This window comes from Micromonospora sp. NPDC005087 (assembly GCF_042872965.1).
Taxonomy (GTDB): domain Bacteria; phylum Actinomycetota; class Actinomycetes; order Mycobacteriales; family Micromonosporaceae; genus Micromonospora.
On sequence record NZ_JBIALB010000016.1, the window covers coordinates 95,503 to 117,341 of the forward strand.

General features: G+C 73.2%; 22 protein-coding genes. 9 read left to right on the forward strand and 13 right to left on the reverse strand.

Annotation, left to right across the window (positions count from 1 at the left end; genetic code table 11):
• The first annotated feature begins 27 nt into the window (after nt 1–27).
• The 4 genes from ACFYPS_RS28945 to ACFYPS_RS28960 all read left to right on the forward strand — a co-directional run bounded on the left by ACFYPS_RS28945 (nt 28) and on the right by ACFYPS_RS28960 (nt 6,221).
• Nucleotides 28–1,608, forward strand: a complete 1,581-nt coding sequence (locus ACFYPS_RS28945) for an NlpC/P60 family protein (RefSeq protein ID WP_354967289.1) — start codon at nt 28–30, stop codon at nt 1,606–1,608.
• A gap of 114 nt (nt 1,609–1,722) precedes the next feature.
• Nucleotides 1,723–3,267, forward strand: a complete 1,545-nt coding sequence (locus tag ACFYPS_RS28950) for a hypothetical protein (protein ID WP_387328480.1) — start codon at nt 1,723–1,725, stop codon at nt 3,265–3,267.
• A gap of 196 nt (nt 3,268–3,463) precedes the next feature.
• Complete coding sequence (locus ACFYPS_RS28955; protein ID WP_387328483.1) at nt 3,464–5,494, forward strand: DEAD/DEAH box helicase; 2,031 nt, start codon at nt 3,464–3,466, stop codon at nt 5,492–5,494.
• A gap of 106 nt (nt 5,495–5,600) precedes the next feature.
• A complete protein-coding gene (locus ACFYPS_RS28960) occupies nt 5,601–6,221 on the forward strand; it encodes a putative glycolipid-binding domain-containing protein (RefSeq protein ID WP_354967363.1) in 621 nt (206 codons plus the stop codon).
• A gap of 41 nt (nt 6,222–6,262) precedes the next feature.
• On the opposite strand, the gene ACFYPS_RS28965 is transcribed toward ACFYPS_RS28960, so the two are convergent.
• The 3 genes from ACFYPS_RS28965 to ACFYPS_RS28975 form a co-directional block, all read right to left on the reverse strand.
• Nucleotides 6,263–7,354: a PLP-dependent cysteine synthase family protein gene (locus ACFYPS_RS28965; RefSeq protein WP_354967287.1), complete on the reverse strand. Its 1,092-nt coding sequence runs from the start codon at nt 7,352–7,354 to the stop codon at nt 6,263–6,265.
• A gap of 31 nt (nt 7,355–7,385) precedes the next feature.
• A complete protein-coding gene (locus tag ACFYPS_RS28970) occupies nt 7,386–8,216 on the reverse strand; it encodes an SDR family oxidoreductase (protein WP_354967286.1) in 831 nt (276 codons plus the stop codon).
• Between the two features lie 255 nt (nt 8,217–8,471).
• Nucleotides 8,472–8,930, reverse strand: a complete 459-nt coding sequence (locus ACFYPS_RS28975; protein WP_354967285.1) for an Lrp/AsnC family transcriptional regulator — start codon at nt 8,928–8,930, stop codon at nt 8,472–8,474.
• Nucleotides 8,931–9,199: 269 nt separating this feature from the next.
• On the opposite strand from ACFYPS_RS28975, the gene ACFYPS_RS28980 reads away from it, so the two are divergent.
• Nucleotides 9,200–9,466, forward strand: a complete 267-nt coding sequence (locus ACFYPS_RS28980) for a BldC family transcriptional regulator (RefSeq protein WP_007454516.1) — start codon at nt 9,200–9,202, stop codon at nt 9,464–9,466.
• 101 nt (nt 9,467–9,567) lie between these two features.
• On the opposite strand, the gene ACFYPS_RS28985 is transcribed toward ACFYPS_RS28980, so the two are convergent.
• Entirely contained in the window at nt 9,568–10,197 is a 630-nt protein-coding gene (locus ACFYPS_RS28985) for a UbiX family flavin prenyltransferase (RefSeq protein WP_354967284.1), read from the reverse strand.
• Nucleotides 10,198–10,359: 162 nt separating this feature from the next.
• On the opposite strand from ACFYPS_RS28985, the gene ACFYPS_RS28990 reads away from it, so the two are divergent.
• Entirely contained in the window at nt 10,360–11,322 is a 963-nt protein-coding gene (locus ACFYPS_RS28990; RefSeq protein WP_354967283.1) for a terpene synthase, read from the forward strand.
• On the opposite strand, the gene mqnP is transcribed toward ACFYPS_RS28990, so the two are convergent.
• The 3 genes from mqnP to ACFYPS_RS29005 all read right to left on the reverse strand — a co-directional run bounded on the left by mqnP (nt 11,319) and on the right by ACFYPS_RS29005 (nt 14,437).
• A complete protein-coding gene (gene mqnP, locus ACFYPS_RS28995; protein ID WP_354967282.1) occupies nt 11,319–12,230 on the reverse strand; it encodes a menaquinone biosynthesis prenyltransferase MqnP in 912 nt (303 codons plus the stop codon). The two genes, ACFYPS_RS28990 and mqnP, sit on opposite strands and share 4 nt — an antisense overlap.
• The gene (locus ACFYPS_RS29000) at nt 12,230–13,690 is read right to left on the reverse strand and encodes a menaquinone biosynthesis decarboxylase (RefSeq protein ID WP_354967281.1); all 1,461 of its coding nucleotides are present in this window, start codon (nt 13,688–13,690) and stop codon (nt 12,230–12,232) included. Before ACFYPS_RS29000 ends, mqnP begins: the two co-directional genes overlap by 1 nt.
• A 192-nt stretch (nt 13,691–13,882) precedes the next feature.
• Nucleotides 13,883–14,437 carry a carboxymuconolactone decarboxylase family protein gene (locus ACFYPS_RS29005; RefSeq protein WP_354967280.1) on the reverse strand — a complete coding sequence of 185 codons (555 nt, stop codon included), beginning with the start codon at nt 14,435–14,437 and terminating at the stop codon, nt 13,883–13,885.
• An 89-nt stretch (nt 14,438–14,526) separates the two neighbouring features.
• On the opposite strand from ACFYPS_RS29005, the gene ACFYPS_RS29010 reads away from it, so the two are divergent.
• Nucleotides 14,527–15,003 carry a MarR family transcriptional regulator gene (locus tag ACFYPS_RS29010; protein WP_354967279.1) on the forward strand — a complete coding sequence of 159 codons (477 nt, stop codon included), beginning with the start codon at nt 14,527–14,529 and terminating at the stop codon, nt 15,001–15,003.
• 58 nt (nt 15,004–15,061) lie between these two features.
• Complete coding sequence (locus ACFYPS_RS29015) at nt 15,062–15,271, forward strand: hypothetical protein (RefSeq protein ID WP_354967278.1); 210 nt, start codon at nt 15,062–15,064, stop codon at nt 15,269–15,271.
• Here the strand turns inward: ACFYPS_RS29015 and ccsB are convergent.
• The 6 genes from ccsB to hemL form a co-directional block, all read right to left on the reverse strand.
• On the reverse strand, nt 15,237–16,211 hold the full coding sequence (ccsB, locus tag ACFYPS_RS29020) for a c-type cytochrome biogenesis protein CcsB (protein ID WP_354967277.1): 975 nt from the start codon (nt 16,209–16,211) through the stop codon (nt 15,237–15,239). The genes ACFYPS_RS29015 and ccsB overlap by 35 nt on opposite strands.
• Complete coding sequence (locus tag ACFYPS_RS29025) at nt 16,211–17,854, reverse strand: cytochrome c biogenesis protein ResB (protein WP_354967276.1); 1,644 nt, start codon at nt 17,852–17,854, stop codon at nt 16,211–16,213. The genes ccsB and ACFYPS_RS29025 overlap by 1 nt, the downstream gene beginning before the upstream one ends.
• Nucleotides 17,854–18,723, reverse strand: coding sequence for a cytochrome c biogenesis protein CcdA (locus ACFYPS_RS29030; RefSeq protein ID WP_354967275.1), 870 nt, complete (start codon nt 18,721–18,723; stop codon nt 17,854–17,856). The genes ACFYPS_RS29025 and ACFYPS_RS29030 overlap by 1 nt, the downstream gene beginning before the upstream one ends.
• Nucleotides 18,723–19,289: a TlpA disulfide reductase family protein gene (locus tag ACFYPS_RS29035; RefSeq protein ID WP_354967274.1), complete on the reverse strand. Its 567-nt coding sequence runs from the start codon at nt 19,287–19,289 to the stop codon at nt 18,723–18,725. Before ACFYPS_RS29035 ends, ACFYPS_RS29030 begins: the two co-directional genes overlap by 1 nt.
• Nucleotides 19,289–19,936 carry a histidine phosphatase family protein gene (locus ACFYPS_RS29040; RefSeq protein WP_354967273.1) on the reverse strand — a complete coding sequence of 216 codons (648 nt, stop codon included), beginning with the start codon at nt 19,934–19,936 and terminating at the stop codon, nt 19,289–19,291. Before ACFYPS_RS29040 ends, ACFYPS_RS29035 begins: the two co-directional genes overlap by 1 nt.
• A 64-nt stretch (nt 19,937–20,000) precedes the next feature.
• Nucleotides 20,001–21,338, reverse strand: a complete 1,338-nt coding sequence (gene hemL, locus ACFYPS_RS29045) for a glutamate-1-semialdehyde 2,1-aminomutase (RefSeq protein WP_354967272.1) — start codon at nt 21,336–21,338, stop codon at nt 20,001–20,003.
• A gap of 163 nt (nt 21,339–21,501) precedes the next feature.
• Between hemL and ACFYPS_RS29050 the strand changes: the two genes are divergently transcribed.
• Nucleotides 21,502–21,837, forward strand: coding sequence for an STAS domain-containing protein (locus ACFYPS_RS29050; RefSeq protein WP_053652159.1), 336 nt, complete (start codon nt 21,502–21,504; stop codon nt 21,835–21,837).
• Nucleotides 21,838–21,839 lie beyond the last annotated feature (2 nt).

Below are 21,839 nucleotides of genomic sequence, written 5' to 3' on the forward strand. Positions count from 1 at the left end.
GCGACGGGCAGCGGGACGGGGAGCGGAATGGTCGACAGCGGGCGCGGGCGACGGCAGCGACGACGGAGCCCGGTGATCTCGCCGGTGCTGCGTCCGAAGCTCTGGGCCGCCCTGCTCGGCGCGATCGCCGCCGCCGTGCTCGCCACCCCCGCGTACGCCGAGCCCGGGGTGCCCACCACGGTGCCGGACACCGGCTCGCGCCCGGCGGTGGTCGGCGCGCTCCAACTGCCCGGTGGCGCACCCGTCGCCGGTGTCCCGGTCCCGCCGGTGATGAACGTCGGCAACGGCCCGCTGGCCGCCCAGATCGCCGCCGGCGAGACCCAGGTCGGCGCCCTCGGCGAGGCACTGCTGCTGAGCCAGCAGAAACGCGCGGACGCGCAGGCCCAGCTCGAGGCGGCCGGCAAGGCGCTGGCGACCGCGCAGGACGATCTCCTCCGGGCGCAGCAGGCGGCCGACGTCGCCGCCTCGGACGCGTTCAAGGCGGCCGCCGCGCTACCGCCCGGCGACCTGGCCGACGACATCCAGGGGTTGAGCCGGCTCCAGCGGATCGCCCGTGGCGAGAAGGTCGAGCGCGGCACCACCGGGGTGGCCGGGGAGCTTTCCCGGGCCCGCAGCGGCGAGCAGTCCGCCTACCAGGCGCACACCACGGCCAAGACCCAGCTCGACGCCGCCGAGGCGGAGTTCGCCGTCGGGGAGAAGGCGCTGCGCGCGGCCGAGGCCAGCCTCCTCAAGCTGCGCCGCGACAACGCCGCGCAGCTCATCGAGATCGAGCGCCAGCAGGAGGCCGCCGAGCAGCAGCTCGGTGCCGGCTACCTCGTCGGCCAGAACGTCAGCGGGATGGCGGCGCACCCGCGGGCGCTGGCCGCGGTCCGGTACGCCCTCGCCCAGCTCGGCGACCCGTACGAGTGGTCGGAGGAGGGGCCCGACACGTTCGACTGCTCCGGTCTGATGTGGGCGGCGTACCGGTCGCCCGGCGCCGACTACTTCCAGCTGCCCCGGGTCTCCCGGGACCAGTACGCCGCCACCCGCTCGCGGACGGTGCCGCAGACCGCGCTGCTCCCCGGCGACCTGCTCTTCTTCGCCTCCGGCAGCAGCTGGACCACGATCCACCACGTCGCCATGTACATCGGCAACGGCAAGATGGTGCAGGCGCCCACCACCGGCGACGTCGTCAAGGTCTCGGTCGTCCGCTGGTCCCGGCTGTACGCCGCCACCCGGGTGATCGGCGCGGTGCCGGCCCCGACCGTGCCGGTCCCGACGCCCAGCGCGCCGACCAGCCCGACGCCGACGCCCACCACGAAGCCGACACCCACCACCAAGCCCACGCCGACCACCAAGCCCACGCCGACCACCAAGCCCACGCCGACCACCAAGCCGACGCCGACCGGATCGGCCACCCCGACGCCCACCGGCACCCCGACCCCGACCCCGACCGGCAGCACCTCGCCGAGCACCTCGCCGAGCGAGACGCCGACGACGCCGCCACCGCCACCGACCAGTGCGCCGGCCACCTCGACCCCGGCCGGCTCGCCGTCGGCGAGCCGGAGCGGGGTGTCCAGCGACAGCCCGACCCCGAGCACGACGGGCAGCCCGAGCACCGGAAGCTGAGGCGCCACAATCGGCTCCGGCTGTCCGCTCGGGGCGATCTGTGGCACCGTGACATCCAGGCACATCCGGCCCGGTGTCACGGGTCCGGGTGCGAGCGTGGCACGGAGGGCGGAGATGGCCGAGCAGAGTGATCCGGCGGAGAAGGCCGCCCCCGTCGCGGTCGACCAGCCGGGACCGGGAACAACTGACCCGGCACCCAGCGCCGACACCGTCAGTGCCGCCGTCGAGACCCCCGCCGACGGTGACGTCGGTGCCGCCGACGATTCCGCCGGCACCGACGCTCCCGCCAGCTCCGCCGACGCGGACGGGGGGCAGCCGGCGCCCGATGAGGCTGACCCGGCCGCCGCTCCGGTACGCGCCCGCGCCAGTGTCGTCACCGCCGCCGCGGCGCCGGATGACCTCCCGGCCAGCGCGCCGGTGAGCGCGACCACCTACCGGGCGACCGGATCGGCCAACCCGACCGGCGGGTCTCTGCCCGGGCAGCGGGACGGCTCGAGCGCCCCGGCCCGGGCCAGCGCCACGGTGTCCGCCAACAGCCGCGTCACGGCCGGCGCGGTGGGCACCCCGGATTCCCGGCCAAGCGCTCCCGCCGTCTACCGCTCCGCTCCGGTGAGCCCCGAGCCGCCCCAACCGGCGCAGCCTCCGGAGCCCGTCCAGCCGCCCACGCCTCCGACCCCGGAGCCGACCCCCGCACCACCGGGCCCGACCCCGCCGCCCGAGCCCGAGCCAGCGCCGAGCCCTGGGCCGTACCCGCCCGGTCCGGTGCCGACCCCGCCACCGGGGCCCCGGCCCACGCCGCCACTGCCGCCCATCCCGGGCCCACCCACACCGCCGCCGGCTCCGGTGCCGCCGGTTCCGGGCCCACCCGCACCACCCGTTCCGGGCCCACCGGCACCGCCACCCGGCCCGCCGGTGCCCGGGCCACCCCCGCAGCCCGGCCCGATGCCGGCACCGCCCTTCCCGCCGCCGCCCGCGACGCCCGGCGGGCCGCCGGCCGTGCGAGCCACCGCGTCGGTCTCCGCGCCGCCGGCCAGCCCCACCGGGTGGGCCACCGCGTCGCCCGCCGATCCCGCCGGGCGCGGCTCCACGGCGGTCTACGGCTCGTCGTCCGGCCCGGGCGTGCGGGCCTCCGCGTCGCCGGCCGGTTGGTCGGCCTCAGCGGTTGCCGCGCAGCCCACCCAGGGCGGCGGTGGATGGACCGGGGCGCCGGTCTCGGCCCCGCCGGTGGTGCCCGCGCCGGTGGTGCCCAGTTGGCCGCCGTCCACCGCGGGCGGTGTCCCGTCGGGCGGAAACGACACCGGCGGCTCCCGGGGGTCCAACCCGGCGGGCGTGCCGGCTGGGCGGGGCGCGGCGGCCGCTCGCAGCGGGCGGTACGACGGCGGCTCCGATCTGGCCGGCACCGTCTACGGCGGCGGGGAGCAGCCCGGCTACACCACGATCGCGCTGCCGGCCAGCGCCGTGGAGAATTCCGGCTCCCTGACCGGGCACATCCTGGCTCAGGGCTGGGCCGACACCCCGGCCGAACGGTCTTCCAGCACCGCCCGGGTGGTGATCGTCCTGGCCGCCGCACTGGGGCTGCTGGTGGCGATCAGCGTGCTGGTGGTCCTGCTCGCCAACGACGCCCTGGACGGCCTGGTGGGCAACGTGCTCAACGGCTGAGCCGACGATCGGGTCGATGGTGAGTCCGCCCACTACGGTCGGGCAACCGGCTGGCGGCTCCGCCGGACCGCCGTACACTGGTCGAGATCACTGACCCGGCGCGCGTGATGCGCGCCCATGGGCGATCTTGCGGGCGATCCGGCGGCACAGCCGCGGCAGGCCATCGCGAAGATGCGCCCCGCTCGAAAGGCATTTGTTGACCACCTCTGCTGACCCCAGCATCGTTCCGTCCGTTTTCGATTCCGCCCCGGCGGCGGTCGACGCCGCCCTGGAGACGCCCGACGCCGCCCCGACGGAGGTCGCCGAGCCCGTCGACTTCGCCGCGCTCGGCCTGCCCGAGCCGCTGGTCCGCGCACTGGCGCGGCAGGGCATCACCACCCCGTTCGAGATCCAGCGGGCCACCGTTCCGGACGCGCTCGCCGGCCGGGACGTGCTCGGCCGCGGGCAGACCGGGTCGGGCAAGACGCTCGCGTTCGGCCTGCCCCTGCTGGCCCGGGTCGCCGCCGGCCAGCCGGCCCGGCCGATGCGGCCGCGCGCCCTGGTCCTGGTCCCGACCCGGGAGTTGGCCATGCAGGTCAACGACGCCCTGCTGCCGCTGGGCAAGGCGATCAACGTGTTCCTGAAGACCGCCGTCGGCGGAGTGCCGTACGACCGTCAGATCGACGCGCTGCGGCGCGGCGTGGAGATCATCGTGGCGACCCCGGGCCGGCTCGGCGACCTGATCGAGCGGGGCATCTGCCAGCTCGACGACGTCGAGGTGACGGTGCTCGACGAGGCCGACCAGATGGCCGACATGGGCTTCCTGCCCGAGGTGACCGAACTGCTGGCGAAGACGCCCGCGAACGGTCAGCGGCTGCTCTTCTCGGCCACCCTGGACGGCGACGTCGACGCGCTGGTCAAGCGGTTCATGACCGATCCGGTGACGCATTCCACCGCGCCGTCCACCGCCTCGGTGTCCACCATGGACCACCACATGCTGCTGATCCCGCCGCACGAGAAGTTCCCGGTGACGGCCTCGATCGCCGCCCGGGACGGCCGGACCATGGTCTTCGCCCGGACCCAGCTCGGCGTCGACCGACTGGTCGAGCAGCTCGCCGCTGTCGGCGTACGGGCCGGTGGCCTGCACGGCGGCAAGACCCAGCGGATGCGCACCAAGACGCTGGCCGAGTTCCGCGAGGGCCGGATGAACGTGCTGGTCGCCACCGACGTGGCGGCTCGGGGCATCCACGTCGACGGGGTCACCCTGGTGCTGCACGTCGACCCGCCGAAGGACCCCAAGGACTACCTGCACCGCGCCGGGCGCACCGCCCGTGCCGGCGAGTCGGGCGCGGTCGCCACGCTGGTGCTGCCCAAGCAGCGCCGTACCACCCTGGCGATGCTCGAGAAGGCTGGCGTCGCGCCGGCCGAGAGCCGGGTCCGCCTCGGGGACCCGGCGCTTGCCGAGCTGATCGGCGCCCGTGAGCCCAGCGGCGTCCCGGTCCGCGTGGAGGCGGAGCCCCGGGGCTACGGTGACCGCTCCGGCGGCCCCCGCCGGTTCGGTGACCGGCCGGGCGGCGACCGCCGCTACGGCGACCGTCCCCAGGGTGAGCGCCGCTACGGCGACCGCCCGACCGGCGAGCGCCGCTTCGGCGACCGCCCGCAGGGTGAGCGGCGCTACGGCGACCGTCCGCAAGGCGACCGGCAGTACGGCGACCGCCCGACCGGTGAGCGGCGCTACAGCGACCGCCCCCAGGGCGACCGGCAGTACGGCGACCGGCCGACCGGTGAGCGGCGCTTCGGCGACCGCCCCCAGGGCGACCGGCAGTACGGCGACCGCCCGACCGGCGAGCGCCGGTACGCCGATCGGGATGCCCGGGGTTACGGCGACCGGCCGCAGGGTGAGCGCCGTTTCGGCGACCGCCCGCAGTTCGGCGACCGGGACGGCCGGGGCGACCGCCCGACCGGCGAGCGGCGCTACGGCGACCGCCCGCAGGGCGAGCGGCGCTACGGGGACCGGGACGAGCGCGCCTCCGGCGACCGCCGTTTCGGCGACCGGCAGCAGGGCGAGCGGCCCGCCGACGAGCGCCGGTTCGGGGACCGACCGGCCGGGGAGCGGCGCTTCGCGGACCGGGACGCTCGGGGTGGTTTCCGCCCGGAGAGCCGCGGTCAGGGCGACCGGCAGCGCGACGACCGGCAGCGCGATGACCGGCGTGGCTTCGGCGGGCGCCCGCCGGCCCGTACCCACTGATCCACTGATTCACTGAACGCCGCCGCGGAGCCCACGCTCCGCGGCGGCGTTCGCGCATGCCCTGCCGATGTCGGCTCGGTCGCGTAACGTCCGGCTCATGCCGACCATGCCGAAGTCGATCTTCTGGTCCCGGACGGACACCGCCGGCAGTGAGCAGGTCGTGCTCGACGACGGGCACGGGTTGGCGGCCCGGGGCACCCTGCTCGCCGTGGACCCGATCCCCTGGACCGTCCGCTACCAGCTGACCACCGCACCTGACTGGAGCACCAGCCGGGTCGAGGTCGAGGCGGAGGGGTCGGGCTGGCTGCGCAGAGTCACGCTGGAACGGGCCGCGGACCGGTGGCGGGTGACGACCGCCGAGCAGGGCAACCTGGACGCGGCACTCGTCGCGGCCGGTCATCCCCCGGCCGGTCTGCCGGGCACCGACGACCCGGATCGGCTGGCCGACGCGCTCGACGTGGACCTGAGCGGGTCCCCGCTGTTCAACACCCTCCCGGTCCATCGGCTCGGGCTGGCCGCTCAGCCGGCCGACCTGCCGCACCGGATCACCGCGGCGTGGGTGCTGCTGCCCGGTCTGGAGGTGGTGGCGGCCGAGCAGATCTACACCGGGCTCGGGCCGGGCCGGGTGCGGTTCGCCAGCGGCACCTTCACCGCCGACATCGATCTGGACGCCGACGGGTACGTGGTGCGCTACCCCGGGCTCGCCGAACGGATCGACCCGCGCTGAGTGCGCCGGGCTCAGGCGGGCCGGGTTCAGGCGAGCTGGGCTCAGGCGGGCCAGGCGCCACTGGTCAGGAAGCGGTCGATGGTGGCCGCGTGCGGTGCGAGGTCGTGGCCCTTCGCGGCCACCCAGTCGTCGGAGTAGTAGGTGTCGGCGTACCGGTCGCCGGCGTCACAGATCAGGGTGACCACGGAGCCGGTCCGGCCCTCGGCGAGCATCCCGGCGATGAGGCCGAACGCCCCCCACAGGTTGGTGCCGGTGGAGCCACCCACCCGGCGACCGAGCACCGCCGAGCCGGCCCGCATGGCGGCCAGCGACGCCGCGTCCGGCACCTGGACCATCCGGTCCACCACCGCGGGCAGGAAGGACGCCTCCACGGTGGGACGGCCGATCCCCTCGATCCGGGATCCCTTCCCGGTACGCACGGACCAGTCGGCGGCCAGCCAGGCCGGATAGAACGCGGAGTTCTCCGGGTCCACCACGCAGAGCTTGGTGGCCAGCCGGCGGTACCGGACGTACCGGCCGATTGTCGCGCTGGTGCCCCCGGTGCCGGCGCCCACCACGACCCAGGCCGGGATCGGGTGCCGCTCCAGTCTCAGCTGTGCGTAGATCGACTCGGCGATGTTGTTGTTGCCCCGCCAGTCGGTGGCCCGCTCGGCGTAGGTGAACTGGTCCATGAAGTGACCGCCGGAATCCTCGGCCAGCCAGCGGGCCTCGACCACCACGCTCGCCGGGTCGTCCACCAGGTGGCAACGGCCGCCCTGGAACTCGATCTGCGCGATCTTCTCCGGCGAGGTGGAGGCGGGCATCACCGCGATGAACGGCAGCCCGAGCATCCGGGCGAAGTACGCCTCGGAGACCGCCGTGGAGCCGGACGACGCCTCGACGATCGTGGTGCGCGGCCCGATCCAGCCGTTGCAGAGCCCGTAGAGAAAGAGCGAGCGGGCCAGCCGGTGCTTCAGTGAGCCGGTCGGGTGCACCGACTCGTCCTTGAGGTAGAGGTCGATCCCCCACTCCCGCGGCAGCGGGAACGGCAGCAGGTGAGTGTCGGCCGAGCGGTTCGCGTCCGCCTCGACGGCGGCGATCGCCTCGGTCACCCAGGTCCGGCTGGCCTCGTCGCACCGGTCGAGATGAGTCACGTCGGCAAAGTAGCAAGCGGTCCTGAGGAGGTCAGCGCCGGTCCGCCGACGTGACCCGGCGGAGCTGACGGCGCTGGCCGGCCCGGCCGACCGCCCGGACCAGCGGGGTCAGCCCGATGGCCAGTCGAGGCAGGGCGTCCAGCAGCCGGACCTGCGCTCCCCGCCAACGGGGCAGGCTGACCACCGGGCGCGGCCGGCGGGCCAGTCGGGCCGCCCGGGCGGCCACCCGCTGCGGGGTCAGCATGGAACCGGTGAACGACGCCAGCGCACCGGGGTCGTCCAGCCGGTCGTGCAGCATCGGGGTCCAGATGCCGTCCGGGCAGAGGCAGGAGACGTGTACCTGCCGATATCCGGCCATCCGCAGGTCGGACAGGGTGCCGAGGCTGAACGCCAGCAGCGCGTGCTTACTGGCCGCGTACACCGTCTCGCCGGGCGCGGCGACCAGCCCGGCCAGCGAGACGACGTTCAGCACGTGGCCGTGCCCCTGCCCGCGCATCACCCCGAGCGCGGCGAGGGTGCCGTTCATCGCGCCGAGCGCGTTCACGTCGAGCACCCGACGGCGGGTCCGTCCGTCGTGCTCCCAGGCGGGGCCGGTGACCAGGATGCCGGCGTTGTTGACCCAGAGGCCGAGGCCACCCCGGCTGGCTGCCGTCGCGGCGATCTCGGCGCAGGCTGCCTCGTCCCGGACATCCAGCGCGGCGGACCAGCCGCCGAGCGGCGCGGCCGCGACGGCGACCGCAGCCGGGTCGACGTCGGTGAGCAGCACCGACCAACCGTCGGCGTGCAGCGCGGCGGCAATGGCGCGGCCCAGGCCGCCGGCGGCCCCGGTCACCACGGCCGCTCCACGTCCCAGCGGGGTCATCGGCGCACGCTACCGCCGTCCGCCGGTACGGCACCAGGGCCGACCGGCCCTCGGCCGCGGCGGGTACGGCGCCGATCGGCCCTCGGCAGCGGCCGGTACGGCGCGGGGGCGGTCTCCTTTGCTCTGCTTCAGCGGACGCACCACAGAACGGCCCGCACTGGTGCGTGGGTGTAAGCAGAGCAAAGGACGCACATGAGGAGTGGTCGCCGATCCCCCTGGCGCTCGGGTGCGAGGCCGGGCCCCACCGCCGCGGTGTCAGGCGGCCGGTGGGCCGACCGACTGGGGGCGGTTCTCCCATTTGGTGGAGAGTGCGATCGCGGTACGGGTGGAGGCGACCCCGGGCGTCCGGTTCAGCCGCACGATCAGCTGCTCCAGCTCGGCGATCGTGCCGACCCGCGCCTTGAGCAGGAAGGACTCCACCCCCGCCATGAAGTAGCAGGACTCGATCTCGGGCAGCACCCGGAGCGACTCGAGCATGTCGTCGCTGTCCGCGCCGGAGTCCTCGACGATGCCGATCAGCGCGGTGACACCCAGCCCGATCGCCTCCGGCTCCACGTCCGCGCGGTAGCCGCGGATCACGCCGCTGTTCTCCAGCTTGCCGACCCGCTCGTGCACGGCCGGGGCAGAGAGGCCAACCTGCCGGGCGAGCTCGGCGTACGAGAGGCGGGCGTTTCCACGCAGCAGGTCGACGAGGCTCAGGTCGATGGCGTCCACGGAGAGTGACCTTATCCCGTTGGGCGTAACGCGACGCCTTCGGTATCCGTTGCACACAGCAGTGAGTAACTGTTCACAAACAGACGGTCAGGGCAGGGGTTGCACCAGTACCATTTACTAACTTCCCACTCAGTGCATTTTTCGCGTTTGGCGGACAGGCCAGGTCCCTGGTGCTGTAATTACCATACGTCCCTCATGACGGCTCTGGGCTCGCACCAGCCGGGGGCAGTGTGTTCAGCCAGGGGCTTCGTCGACGCGAGGAGGGGGCTGTGGACACTGGAGATCGCCTGCTGACACCGGGTGAGGTCGCCGCGCTGTTTCGGGTGGACCCGAAGACTGTGACGAGATGGGCGGCGGCCGGCCGGATAGGAAGCATCCGGACTCCAGGCGGGCATCGCCGGTTTCGGGAATCCGAGGTGCGAGCCCTGCTTGAGGGGGAGGGCATGCTGGACGAGGTGGACGAGGTCGGAAAGCCACGCAACGTGGGCCCGGCCGCCTCTACCGGGCCGGGTCCGGCCAACGCCGGCATGTACTGAACTGGTGCGGACAACGCTACGCGGACCGGGCAGCAGTCCGGTCCGCGTCCCGCTACGGTCACCCGTCGTACGCGTGACCGGGCGGGGTTGAGCAGACAGGCTCAGCTTCGGGCCGCCCCGAGCTGGCCGGACCACCGTCGGAACAGGGTGTGCGGGACGCCGAGCGCGTCCAGCACTTTGCCGGCCACGAAGTCGACCAACTGCTGCGCGCTGGCCGCCGCACCCGCGCCGTAGAAGCCGGGGCTGGCCGGCAGCACCACCGCGCCGGCGTCGTGCAACGCGATCAGGTGCTCAAGGTGACTGCGGGTCACCGGCGTCTCCCGAGGTGCCACCACCACCGGCCGGCGCTCCTTGAGGTTGACCTCGGCGGCACGCTGCAACAGGTCCTTGGAGAGCCCGATGGCGACCCCCGCGCACGCCGCCGTGCTGGCCGGCACCACCGCCATTCCGCGTACCCGGTAGGAACCGCTGCTCGGACCGGCCGCCAGGTCTCCCGCCGGCCAGTGCCGCACGTCCGCGCCGGTCACGTCCCGGCCGAGCCAGGCGGCGAGGTCCTCGGCCCAGTGCGCGTCGCGGAACGGCCGGCCGGTCTCGTCGAGCAGCGTGAGCCGCGCCGCCCGGGAGACGATCAGGTCCACCGGTTCGCCCGCGTCGAGCAGCCCGCCGAGCACGGCCGCCGCGTACGGCGTACCGGAGGCCCCGGAGACACCGACCACCCATGGTTCCCGCATGCCCCCAGCCTGCCTGGTGGGGTTCGTGCGCTGGTGGGCACCCCCGGGATCGGCCTCCGGGTGGCTCGCCCGAGATGTCCGGGCGGGCGCCTGCGTGTCCCGCGGACCTGGCATGCTGCCGGTGGCCATTCGCACCGGCAGCAGATCGCACAGGAGGCATCGGTGACGACCGGCGAGGTCCTCTGGACGCTGCGCGCCGAATGTCCGATCCCGGCCCGGCTCTCGCCGCACGCCGACCGGGTGCACGAGTGGCTGCTCCGCCTGTTGCCCGAGCTGGGCCTGCCGCTGGACGACGCCGCGCTGCGCCGGCTGAGCCGGGGAGCCTTCGCCCGGTACGCCGGCCGGCTCTACCCGGACGCCACCGAGGCCGACCTGCGGAGCCTGACCGCGCTGTTCACCTGGTTCTTCCTGGTCGACGACGCCTGCGACGGGCCGGGCCGGCTCGCTCCGGAGCAGATCCGCGCGCTGCGCAACGGCACCTTGGCGCTGCTGCACGACGGTCCCCGGGCACGACACGCCGGGTTGACCGGTCCGCTGCGGCGGCTGCTGGTGCTGGCCTGGCGGGAGCCGCGCCGCCGGATGCCGGCCCGGTGGCGGCTGCGCTTCGCCGACGCGGTGGCCCAGCACCTCGACGGGACCCGGCGGGAGGCGGCCAACAAGGAGGCGGGTCGCCGACCCGGCGTCATCGAGTACGTCGAGCTGCGGCGGGCCACGTCGGCGGCGGACGTGTCGTACCCGCTGGTGGAGTTCGTCACCGGCCGGCCGCTGCCCGACCCGGTCTACCACCACCCGCTGCTGCGCCGGGTCGCCCGCACCGGCAACGACCTGCTCTCCTGGTACAACGACCTCGCATCGCTGGACCGGGACCGGGCCACCGCGGGCGGGCACAACCTGGTGCTTGCCATGCAGGACGAGCAGGGCCTGTCGCCGGCGGAGGCGGTGGACCGGGTGGCCGAGCGCTGGCGGGAGTCGATGCGGCGCTTCGTCGCGCTGCGTGCCACGGTGCCGTCGTTCGGCCCGGCGCTGGACGAGGCGGTCACCGACCACCTCGACGGGGTCGCGTACGCGGTGCGCGGCACCATCGACTGGACGCTGGAGAGCGCCCGCTACCCCACCAGCGCCTAGGGCCGAAGGTCGAGCCGGATCACCAGGTCGAGCAGGGCGAAGGCGAACAGCGCGATGCCGACGAAGCCGTTCGCGGTGAAGAACGCCCGGTTGACCTTGCTCAGGTCGGTCGGGGTGACCACCAGGTGCTGGTAGGCGAACGCGACCGCGGTGAGCGCCAGGCCGACCCACCAGAGCCAGCCGAACCCGACCACCGCCCCGAACCAGACGAAGAGCCCGAACGTCACCACGTGCGCCACGGTGGAGGCGTGCAGCGCGAAGCGCCGGCCGTACCGGGCGGGCACGCTGTGCACCCCGATCCGCCGGTCCACCGCGTCGTCCTGGCAGGCGTAGATCAGGTCGAAGCCACCGATCCACAGCCCGACCGCCGCGCCGAGCAGCCAGGCCGGCCAGGAGCCGTCCAGGGTGCCGGTGACGGCCAGCCAGGCGCCGACCGGGCCGACCGCCTGGGCGACCGCGAGGATCGCGTGCGGCCAGTTGGTGAACCGCTTGCCGTACGGGTAGACCACCAGCGGCACCACGGCGAGCGGCGCCAGCACCAGGCAGAGCGGGTTGAGCAGAGCGGCGGCGGAGAGGAAGACCACCAGCGCGACGACCGCGCCGGTCCAGGCCGTGCGCACGCTCACCGCGCCGGTGACCAGCTCCCGCGCGGCGGTACGCGGGTTCCGCGCGTCGATCCGCCGGTCGAGGATCCGGTTGGCGGCCATCGCGAACGTCCGCGCCCCGACCATCGCCACGGTGATCAGCAGCAGGTCCACCCAGCGCACCCGGCCGCCGTTGACCTGCATCGCGGTCAGCGCCGACAGGTACGCGAACGGCAGCGCGAAGACCGAGTGTTCGATGGCGACGAGTTTGAGGAACGACTTGATTCGGCCCGGCCGTTCGGCCGGCGCGTCGAGGACCGCCATCAGATGCCGTACTCCTTCCAGCGCTTGTCGACCAGGGCGGTGACCTCCGGCGACATGCTCATCTCCTCCGGCCAACCGCGGGTGTAACCCTCGGTGGGGAGCTTGCGGGTCGCGTCAACGCCCACCTTGCCGCCCCAGAACTGCTGGTACGACGAGTGGTCGAGGTGATCGACCGGGCCCTCGGTGAGCAGCAGGTCGCGCGCGTAGTCGACGTTGCCGAAGGCGCGGAAGGCGACCTCGTTGTAGTCGTGCACGTCGCAGTCCTCGTCGACGATCACGATCAGCTTGGTCAGCGACATCAGGTGCGCGCCCCAGATCGCGTTCATCACCTTCTGCGCGTGCTTCGGGTAGCGCTTGCGGATCGACACGATCGCGCAGTTGTGGAAGACGCCGGCGGCCGGCAGGTCGTAGTCCACGATGTCCGGGATCAGCAGCTTGAGCAGCGGCTGGAAGATCCGCTCGGTGGCCTTGCCGAGGGCGTGGTCCTCCTGCGGCGGCTTGGAGGTGACGATCGAGTGGTAGACCGGCTTGCGCTGCATGGTCATCGCCTCGATGTGCAGCACCGGGAACGGCTCGACCGGCGTGTAGAAGCCGGTGTGGTCGCCGAACGGGCCCTCGGGCAGCCGCTCGCCCGGCTCCAGGTAGCCCTCCAGCACGATCTGCGCGTGGGCCGGCACCTGCAGCGGCACGGTGAGGCAGTCGACCATCTCCACCCGCTCGCCGCGCAGGAACCCGGCGAACAGGTACTCGTCGATGTCGCCGGGCAGCGGCGCGCTGGCCGCGTACGAGACGACCGGGTCGCAGCCGATCGCGACCGCGACCGGCAGGCGCTGCCCGAGCCGCTCGGCGACCGCGTGGTGGGCGGTGGAGTCCTTGTGGATCTGCCAGTGCATGCCCAGGGTGTTGCGGCCGTGCTGCTGGAGCCGGTACAGCCCGAGGTTGCGCTTGCCGGTCTCCGGGTGCTTGGTGTGGGTGAGGCCGTAGTTGTGGAAGATCCCGCCGTCGCCGGGCCACACCTGGAGCCCGGGCAGCCGGTTCAGGTCGACGTCCTCACCCCGGTAGACGACCTCCTGGCAGGGCGCGGTCTTCACCTTGCGCGGCGGCACCGACTTGAGCTGCATGACCTTGCCCAGGCCCTCGCGGATGCCGGACCAGCCCACCGGCAGCTCCGGCTTGATCAGCGCGCCGATCCGGGCCCCGATCTCGTCCAGCGAGTCGACGCCGAGCGCCATGGCCATCCGCTTCTCGGTGCCGAACAGGTTGATCGCCACCGGCATCTCGCCCCGGGTGGGGCGCTCGAACAGCAGCGCCGGTCCGCCGGCCCGGACCGTGCGGGTGACCACCTCGCTGATCTCCAGGGTCGGGTCGACCGGGACGTCGACCCGGCGCAGTTCGCCCGCGCGCTCCAGGGCCGCGAGGAAGTCCTTGAGGTCGGTGTACGGGAAGCCACGAGCCGCCATGCCCGCCAGTCTCCCGCACCGCGTCCCGCGCGGACGAAGCCGGGTGCTGTGACGCTCGCAATGGCCCGGGACCGGTCCCGACGCGCGCCTAGATCCACTCGACTTCCGGGAAGTCGGGGTGTCCCGCAGCGTTCGACAGACCGACTTCCCAGACGTCGTGTTGATCAACGGGCGCGGACGGCGGGTGGCGGCTCAGGCGGCGGGCGTCCAGGCATGGGCGGCCAACGGCGGGTCGAGCGGCGCGCGGGTGAGCCGGTTGGCGAAGGCGGAGATGGTGTACGCACCGACGCCGAGCACCACGTCCAACGCGTGCCGTGGTTGGTAGCCGGCGGAGAGGAAGTCGTCCAACTCGTCGTCGGGCACCGCGCCCCGGTGGTCGAGCACGGCCAGCGTGAATCGGCGCAGTGCCTCCAGCCGTGGCTCGGCCAGCGCCGTGCGGGCGCGCAGCGCGGTGATCAGCTCGGTGCTCGCGCCGAGCTGGGTGAGCTTGCCGGTGTGCAGGGAGACGCAGACGTGGCACTCGTGGGTGGTCGAGACGGTCAGGATGACCACCTCCCGCTCCAAGGGTGTGAGGGCGGTCTGTTCGAAGCCCGCGCTCGCGGTGAAGAAGCCGGCGAGCAGTTGTGGCGACCCGGCCATCAGCCCCACCGGGGTCGGCAGCCAGCCGAGGCGGCGGCGTACTCCCTCGACGGTCGGGCGGGCGGCGGCGGGCGCGGTGTCGACGGTGTGGGCGGTGAAGACGGACATGGTTACCTGCTCTCGCAGCGTGGGTGTCGGCGACGCGTCCGGTAGGATGGTCAACGTGGTTGACGAAATAGTAAACGAGGTTGTCGAAGATGGCAACGGCTGATCCGGGACGGCCGGGCTTCCTGCTGCCCCTGCTGCTGTTGGCCGGCTTCCGTACGCTCATCGACGACCTGCACGCCGAGTTGGCCCGCGAGGGGCATCCGGAGCTGCGACCACTGCATGGGTTCGTGCTCCAGGCCGTCGGCCCCGACGGCACCACCGCCAGCGAGCTGGGGCAGCGGCTGGGCGTCTCGAAGCAGGCGGCCGGCAAGACGGTGGACCGGCTGGTCGCCCTCGGCTACCTGGAGCGGGCCGACGACCCGCGGGACGCCCGGCGCAAGCTGGTCCGGATGACCGAGCGCGGGCACGACGGGTTACGACGCTCGGCGGTCATCTTCGACCAGCTCCGGCAGCGATGGGCGGACACGCTCGGCCCGGAGCGGGTCACCGCCATTGAGGACGACCTGCGCAGCGTCACCCCCGCGAACTGGTTCCGCCTCGACGTGCCCGGCTGGTTCGGCGCCTGACCGCGGGAAATGTCACCGGCTCTGGCGCCCCGACCCCGCGGGGGCGGAGCCTGAGGGCATGTCGGACGCGTACATCGTCGGGGACCCGGACGGACTCTCACCCCTGTTGGCCGAGCTGCGCGACGCGGTCGCCCGGGAGCTGCACGCGCAGCTCGCGCTGCGCGCGGAACGCATCGAACTGGCCGACGTGCCGGAGGTGGCCTACCAGGTCACCCTGCGAATCGACGAGCTGCTCAGTCGAGGCCGCCGTACGAGTGCAGGCCGGTGAAGAAGATGTTCACGCCGAACAGGTTCATCAGCATGGTGAGGAAGCCGAGCACCGCCAGCCAGGTGGCCACGTTGCGCTTGACGCTGGGCGTGGCCCGGGCGTGCAGGTAGCCCGCGTACACCACCCAGGAGATGAACGCCCAGGTCTCCTTCGGGTCCCAGCCCCACGGCCGTCCCCAGGCCGCCTCGGCCCAGACCGCCCCGGCGATCACCGCGAAGGTGAAGATCGGGAAGGCGAAGGCATGCAGCGCGAAGGTCAGCCGCTCCAGGCTGACCGCACCCGGCAGACGCTTGGCCAGGGTGTACGGGAAGCTCCGCTTGCCCTGCTCGTACCCGGCGCGCATCAGGTAGCCGACCGCCGGCACCACGCCGAGCAGGAAGATGCCCGACGAGAAGACGATCGTCGAGACGTGGATGACGAACCAGTACGAGTTGAGCGCCGGCACCAGCGGCACGATCGGCACGTACAGCACCAGCTCGGCGGTGGCCACCAGCAGCACCATCACCAGGGTGAGGAACAGCCCGAGCTTGCGCAGCGACGGGCGCTTCCAGAGCACCACCAGCCAGGCCGCGACCCCGATGAACGTCACCGTGAGCACGAACTCGTACATGTTGCCCCAGGGCATCCGGTCGGCCGCGAGGCCCCGCGTGACCAGCGCCGCCAGGTGCAGCGCGGCCGCGAGCCCGGTGGCCCCGACCGCGATCAGTCCGGCGATCCGGGCACGCCGCGCCGAGCGGTCCACCACGGCCGACGGCGGGACCGGCGCGGGCGACGCGGGTACGCCGCCGCCCCCGACGCCGGCGCCCACCAGCTCGCGGGCGGGAGCCGCGGCGACCCGGGCGCGAGTGTTGCCGAGTGCGTACTCCACGGCATGGCAGATCATCGCGACCAGGTACGCCAGGATCGCGAAGGTCACCAGATTGTCGGAGAGTGCGGACATCACTCGGTCCCTTCTCGCACGCCGGCCCGGTCACTGGAGTCAGCACCCGTGCCCGGTCGCTCATCACCGCGGACCGCGGCGACGAGCTGGGCGAACTCGTCGGCGAACCCTGGATAGTCGGTGCGCGGCAACCCGCCGACCTCCATCAAACTACTACCGCCCGTCGGAGATCCTTCCGCGGGGTCGGCCGGCATCACCCGGAAGAACACCCGGCGGCGCCGCCCGAACAGCGACCCCATCAGCCCCACCAGCAGGAAACCGCAGCTGATCAGCAGCATCGTCGAGCCGGGGTCGTGCCGCACGGAGAGGGTCACGTACCGCTCGGTGCCCAGGAACTCGACCTTGCTGCCGTCGTCCAACGTCCAGGTCTCGCCCTTGCGGAGCAGCTTGGTGCCGACCTCCTTGACCTTGCCGGTCCGCACCTGCCGCTGGTCGAGCTGGTAGATCGAGCCGGGGATGCCGGCGTCCAGGCCGAGGTTGCCCCGGTAGGCGACCAGGTTGAGCGCCGGGTTGCGCTCGGTCGGGTACTCCGAGCGGGCGAACGGTGCCTGCTGCGGGGCCGTGGGCAGGTAGATGCCGGTGAACGCCATCTGCTCGTCCGGCGCGCGCTGGCCGGTCCGCGGGTCGACGTTCGCGTCCGGGAAGGCCGCCAGCCCCTCGCCGGTCAGGCCCATGTCGCCGGTGGTCAGGAACGGCTCGTCGCTGACCTGGGAGCGGCCGAACCGGTCGGTGTAGCGGATGACCGGGGCGTACCCGTGGCCCAGCAGGTAGACGTTCGCGTCGTTCAACCGCAGTGGTGAGTTCACCGAGAAGTCCGCGCTGCGGGTCGGCTCGTCGGGGCCGTCGACGGTCACCCGGGCGTTGAAGAACTCCGGCTGGCCGGAGGCCAGGAACCGGGCCTGGAAGTCGTCCAGCCGCAGGCAGAAGCGGGGCAGGTCCTCGCTGTCGACCCGAGGGCCGAGCTTCGTCTCGGCGTACTGCTGCCGGGTGTTGCAGAAGGCGTTGTCCGTGCCCGCCACCAGCAGCCGGTTGCCGCTCCAGCCGTACCACGAGCCGAGCGCGACGCCGATCAGCACGGCGATCAGCGAGGTGTGGAACAGCAGGTTGCCGGTCTCCTTGAGATAGCCCTTCTCGGCGGAGACCTCGTCGCCGCGCACCTCCACCCGCCACCGCCGCTTGCGCAGCACCTCGGCGATGGCCGCCGCGCCACCCGCCGGGGCGGGCAGCAGCGCGTGCTGCGGCAACCGCTTCATCCGCTTCGGCACGGCCGGCGGCCGGGACCGCAGCGCCCGGACGTGGTCGCGCAGGCGGGGCGTGATGCAGCCGATCAGCGAGGTGAACAGCAGCAGGTAGATCGCGGAGAACCAGACCGAGCCGAAGACCTCGAACGCGCCGATCCGGTCCAGCCGGGGGGCCAGATCCGGGTGGTCGGTAAAGTACTGGTTGACCTTCTCCGGGCTGATCCCGCGCTGCGGCAGCACCGAGCCGGGGATGGCGGCGACCGCGAGCAGGAAGAGCAGGATCAGCGCCGTACGCATGCTGGTCAACTGCCGCCACGAGTTGCGCAGCAGCGCCAGCAGCCGGTTGGGGCGGCGCCGGGGCGCCGGGGCCGCGGTCTCCGGCCGGTCGTCCACGACCGTCATCAGATGCTCACCTCGCCCACCCCGACGGTGGTCTGCAACCAGATCACGAAGCTCTGCCATCCGCCGGTGACCAGCGCCAGGCCGATCAGGATGAGCAGGGCGCCGCCGACCCGGGTGACCCAGCGGCTGTTGCGCCGGACGGCGCGGAAGACCCCGAGCAGGCGCTGGAAACCCAGCCCGAAGACGACGAACGGTATCCCCAGCCCGAGGCAGTACGCCACGGCGAGCACCACGGCGCGGTCGCTCTGCCCGCTCGCGGTGGCCATGCCCATCACCGCGCCGAGCGTGGGGCCGGTGCAGGGCACCCAGCTGAGCGCGAAGACCGCGCCGAAGACCGGTGCGCCGAGCAGCCCTGCGGACGGCAGCCGGGAGATCCGGAACTCCCGTTGCAGGGCCGGGATCATCCCGAGGTAGCCCAGCCCGAGCACGATGATCAGCACGCCGATCACGATCTCCAGCTGGCGCTCGTAGTCGAAGAAGACCCGACCGATGCTCGCGAACAGGATCGCGGTGGCCACGAAGACGACGGTGAAGCCGGCGATGAAGAGCAGCGTTCCCGCGAGCACCCGGCCCTTGACGGCACCGGCCCGTGCGATCCGCTCCCTTACCGCGACACCCCCGCCGTCGCCGTCGCGTGCCTCCGCAGCGTTAAGAGGGGGCCCTTCCTCTACCGCAGGCGTTAATAAGGTGCCCTTCCTTGCACTGCCTTCGAGGTCGGAGCCGGCGAGGCCGGTGACGTACGAGAGGTAGCCGGGGACCAGCGGGAGCACGCATGGGGAGAGGAAGCTGACCAGGCCGGCGAGCGCCGCGGCGCCGATGGCGAGCAGCAGCGGCCCGCTCAGGGCCAACTCCCGGAAGGTCTCGCCCATCAGTTCGGCGCCGGTTTCTCGGCCGCGATCCGTTCGACGATCGGTTGCAGGCCCTCCTGCTTGACCGCCGCCCGGATCACCGTGGCGATCCGGCCCTCCCGGTCCAGCACCACCGTCGCCGGGATGCTGTTCGGCGGAATGTCCAGGGCGAGCGCCAGCTTGCTCGGCGGGTCGAACAGGCTCGGATAGGTGACCCGGCCCTCCTCGAACGCCTTGGCCTTGTCCCGCTGGTCCTGCACGTTGATGCCGAGGAAGTTCACCCCGGAGCCCTTGGTGGCCTGGTAGGTCGCTTCCAGGTCGTCCGCCTCCGCGCGGCACGGCGCGCACCAGGAACCCCAGAAGTTGACCACCACGACCTGGCCGCGGGCCTCGCTGACGTCGTAGCTGCCGCCGGTGAGCAGTTCACCGGCGAGCGTCGGAGGTGCCGAACGCTGGTCCGGAGCGCACTCGATGACCCCGTCGGAGGTGGTCGTGCAGGTCTTCTCCCGGCCCTGCGACGTGCAGCCGACCAGCGCCACCGCGGCGACGGTGGCGAGCAGGCCGGCGGTCCACCTCCGGGCGTTCATCAGGCGCCCTTGGCCGTCCGGGCGGTCGCGGAGAGGGCGATCAGGTGCGCTGCCGGCTCGCTGTAGCCGATGCCCACCACCTTCGCGCCGTCGAAGTGGAACGACGTGAGGCTGGCCAGCCCGCACTGCCGCCTGCGCGGGTCGTGCCAGAGCCGCTTGCGCTCGACGTACCGGCGCAGCGTCCAGATCGGGAGCTGGTGCGAGACCAGCACCGCCTCGCGTCCCTCGGCGGCGACCCGGGCGGCGTGCACGGCGGCGAACATCCGCTCCGCGATGACCCGGTACGCCTCGCCCCAGGACGGGGTCACCGGGTCGCGCAGCACCCACCAGTTGCGCGGGTCGCGGAACGACCCGTCGCCCGGCGACACCTTCTTGCCCTCGAACCAGTTGGCGCTCTCGATCAGCCGCTCGTCCACCCCGACCGGCAGCCCGAACTGGGCGGCGATCGGCTCGGCGGTCTGCTGTGCGCGCTCCAGCGGGCTGGCCACCACGTGCACGATCTCCCGCTCGGCCAGCCCCTGCGCGGCGGCCTTGGCCATCTGCACACCCAGCTCGGAGAGGCGGAAACCGGGCAGCCGGCCGTAGAGGATCTGGTCGGGGTTGTGCACCTCGCCGTGCCGAAGCACGTGGACCACCGTCTTGCTCACTGCTGCGCCCCCCTCGTTCGCGACTGCGGGGCTCGCAAAACCGGCTCACTCCTCGCGCTCACCGCTACCCCCCGTGACCCGCCGCTGCCGCCGCGTTGGCCGCCGTCGGCAGCGCGGCGGCGATCTGCTCCAGAGCGGCGTCGTCGATCGCCGCCGACACGAACCACGACTCGAACGCGCTTGGCGGCAGGTAGACGCCGGCGGCGAGCATCGCGTGGAAGAACGCCTTGAACGCCGGCACCTGCTGCGTGCGGGCGCTGTCGTAGTCGACCACGTCGGCGTCGGTGAAGAAGATGGAGAACATGCTGCCCGCGTACGACAGTCGGTGCGGGACCCCGGCGGCGGCCAGCGCGTCGGCGGCCAGCTTGCCCACGACGGCGGCGGTCTGGTCGAGGCGGCGGTACAGCTCGTCGTCGGCCAGCCGCAGGGTGGCCAGGCCGGCGGCGCAGGCCAGCGGGTTACCGGAGAGCGTGCCGGCCTGGTAGACCGGGCCGGCCGGGGCGAGCCGCGCCATGATCTCGGCGCGCCCGCCGAACGCGGCGGCGGGCAGCCCGCCACCCATGACCTTGCCGTACGTCCACAGGTCGGCGTCGGACGGGTCGAGGCCGTGCCAGCCGGCGCGGGACACCCGGAACCCGGTCATCACCTCGTCCACCACGAGCAGCGCGCCGTGCGCGTGCGCGATCCGGGCGAGCTGCTGGTTGAAGCCGTCGCGGGGGGCGACCACACCCATGTTGCCGGCGGCGGCCTCGGTGATCACCGCGGCGATGTGCGGACCCTCGGCGGCGAAGGCCTCCTCGACCGCCCTGATGTCGTTGTACGGCAGCACGATCGTCTCGCTGGCCGCCGCGCCGGTGACGCCGGGCGAGTCGGGCAGGCCCAGGGTGGCCACGCCGGAGCCGGCGGACGCGAGCAGCGCGTCGACGTGCCCGTGGTAGCAGCCGGCGAACTTAACGATCTTGGAGCGGCCGGTGAAGCCGCGGGCCAGCCGGATCGCCGACATGGTCGCCTCGGTGCCGGAGTTGACCAGGCGTACCTGCTCCACCGGCGTCCGGTCGACGATCTCGGCGGCCAGTTCCACCTCAGCCGGGGTGGGGGTGCCGAAGCTGGTGCCCAGAGCGGCGGCGGCCTGCACGGCGTCCACCACCTCCGGGTGCGCGTGCCCGAGGATCAGCGGACCCCAGGAGCAGACCAGGTCCACGTAGCGGCGGCCGTCGGCGTCGTGCAGCCAGGGACCCTCGCCTCGAACCATGAAGCGGGGGGTGCCGCCGACCGCCTGGAAGGCGCGCACAGGGGAGTTCACCCCGCCTGGCACGATGGCGCGGGCGCGGTGGAACAGGGCCTCGGAGGCCGGAGCGTCGGCCGGGTAGCGGCCGGATCCGGCGGAGAAGGTGTCGGTCACGATGCCGCCATTGTGTCAGCGGCGGACGGCCAATCAGCAGCCACCCCGGGCTGGGGTTACCGGGCTCACCCGCCTCCGGCCCCCGGCCGCGGCGCCGACACGGGACGGCGGTGGCTGTCGGCCTCGACAGGCCGGGTCGTCCGGATCGCGCTAGGCTGACCGGGTGGATCGCGCCGAACTGTCCATCACGCTCCACCGGACGGGCGACGAAGCCGTGCTGCGCCTGGCCGGTGAGATCGACATGCTCACGGCCGCGCAGCTCTCCACCGTGGTCAACGAGGTGCTGGCCGACCCGCCCCCGCGGATCGTGCTCGACCTGGGTGGCGTCACCTTCTGCGACTCGCAGGGCCTGGGCACCCTGGTCGTGCTCAGCCGCAAGGCCAGCCATGCCCAGAGCCTGCTGATGCTGACCCACGTGGGCGACTTCCTGATCCGCGTCCTGGACATCACCGGCCTCCGCAGCGCCCTGATGATCCGCAACGACCAGCCCGCGGGCTGACC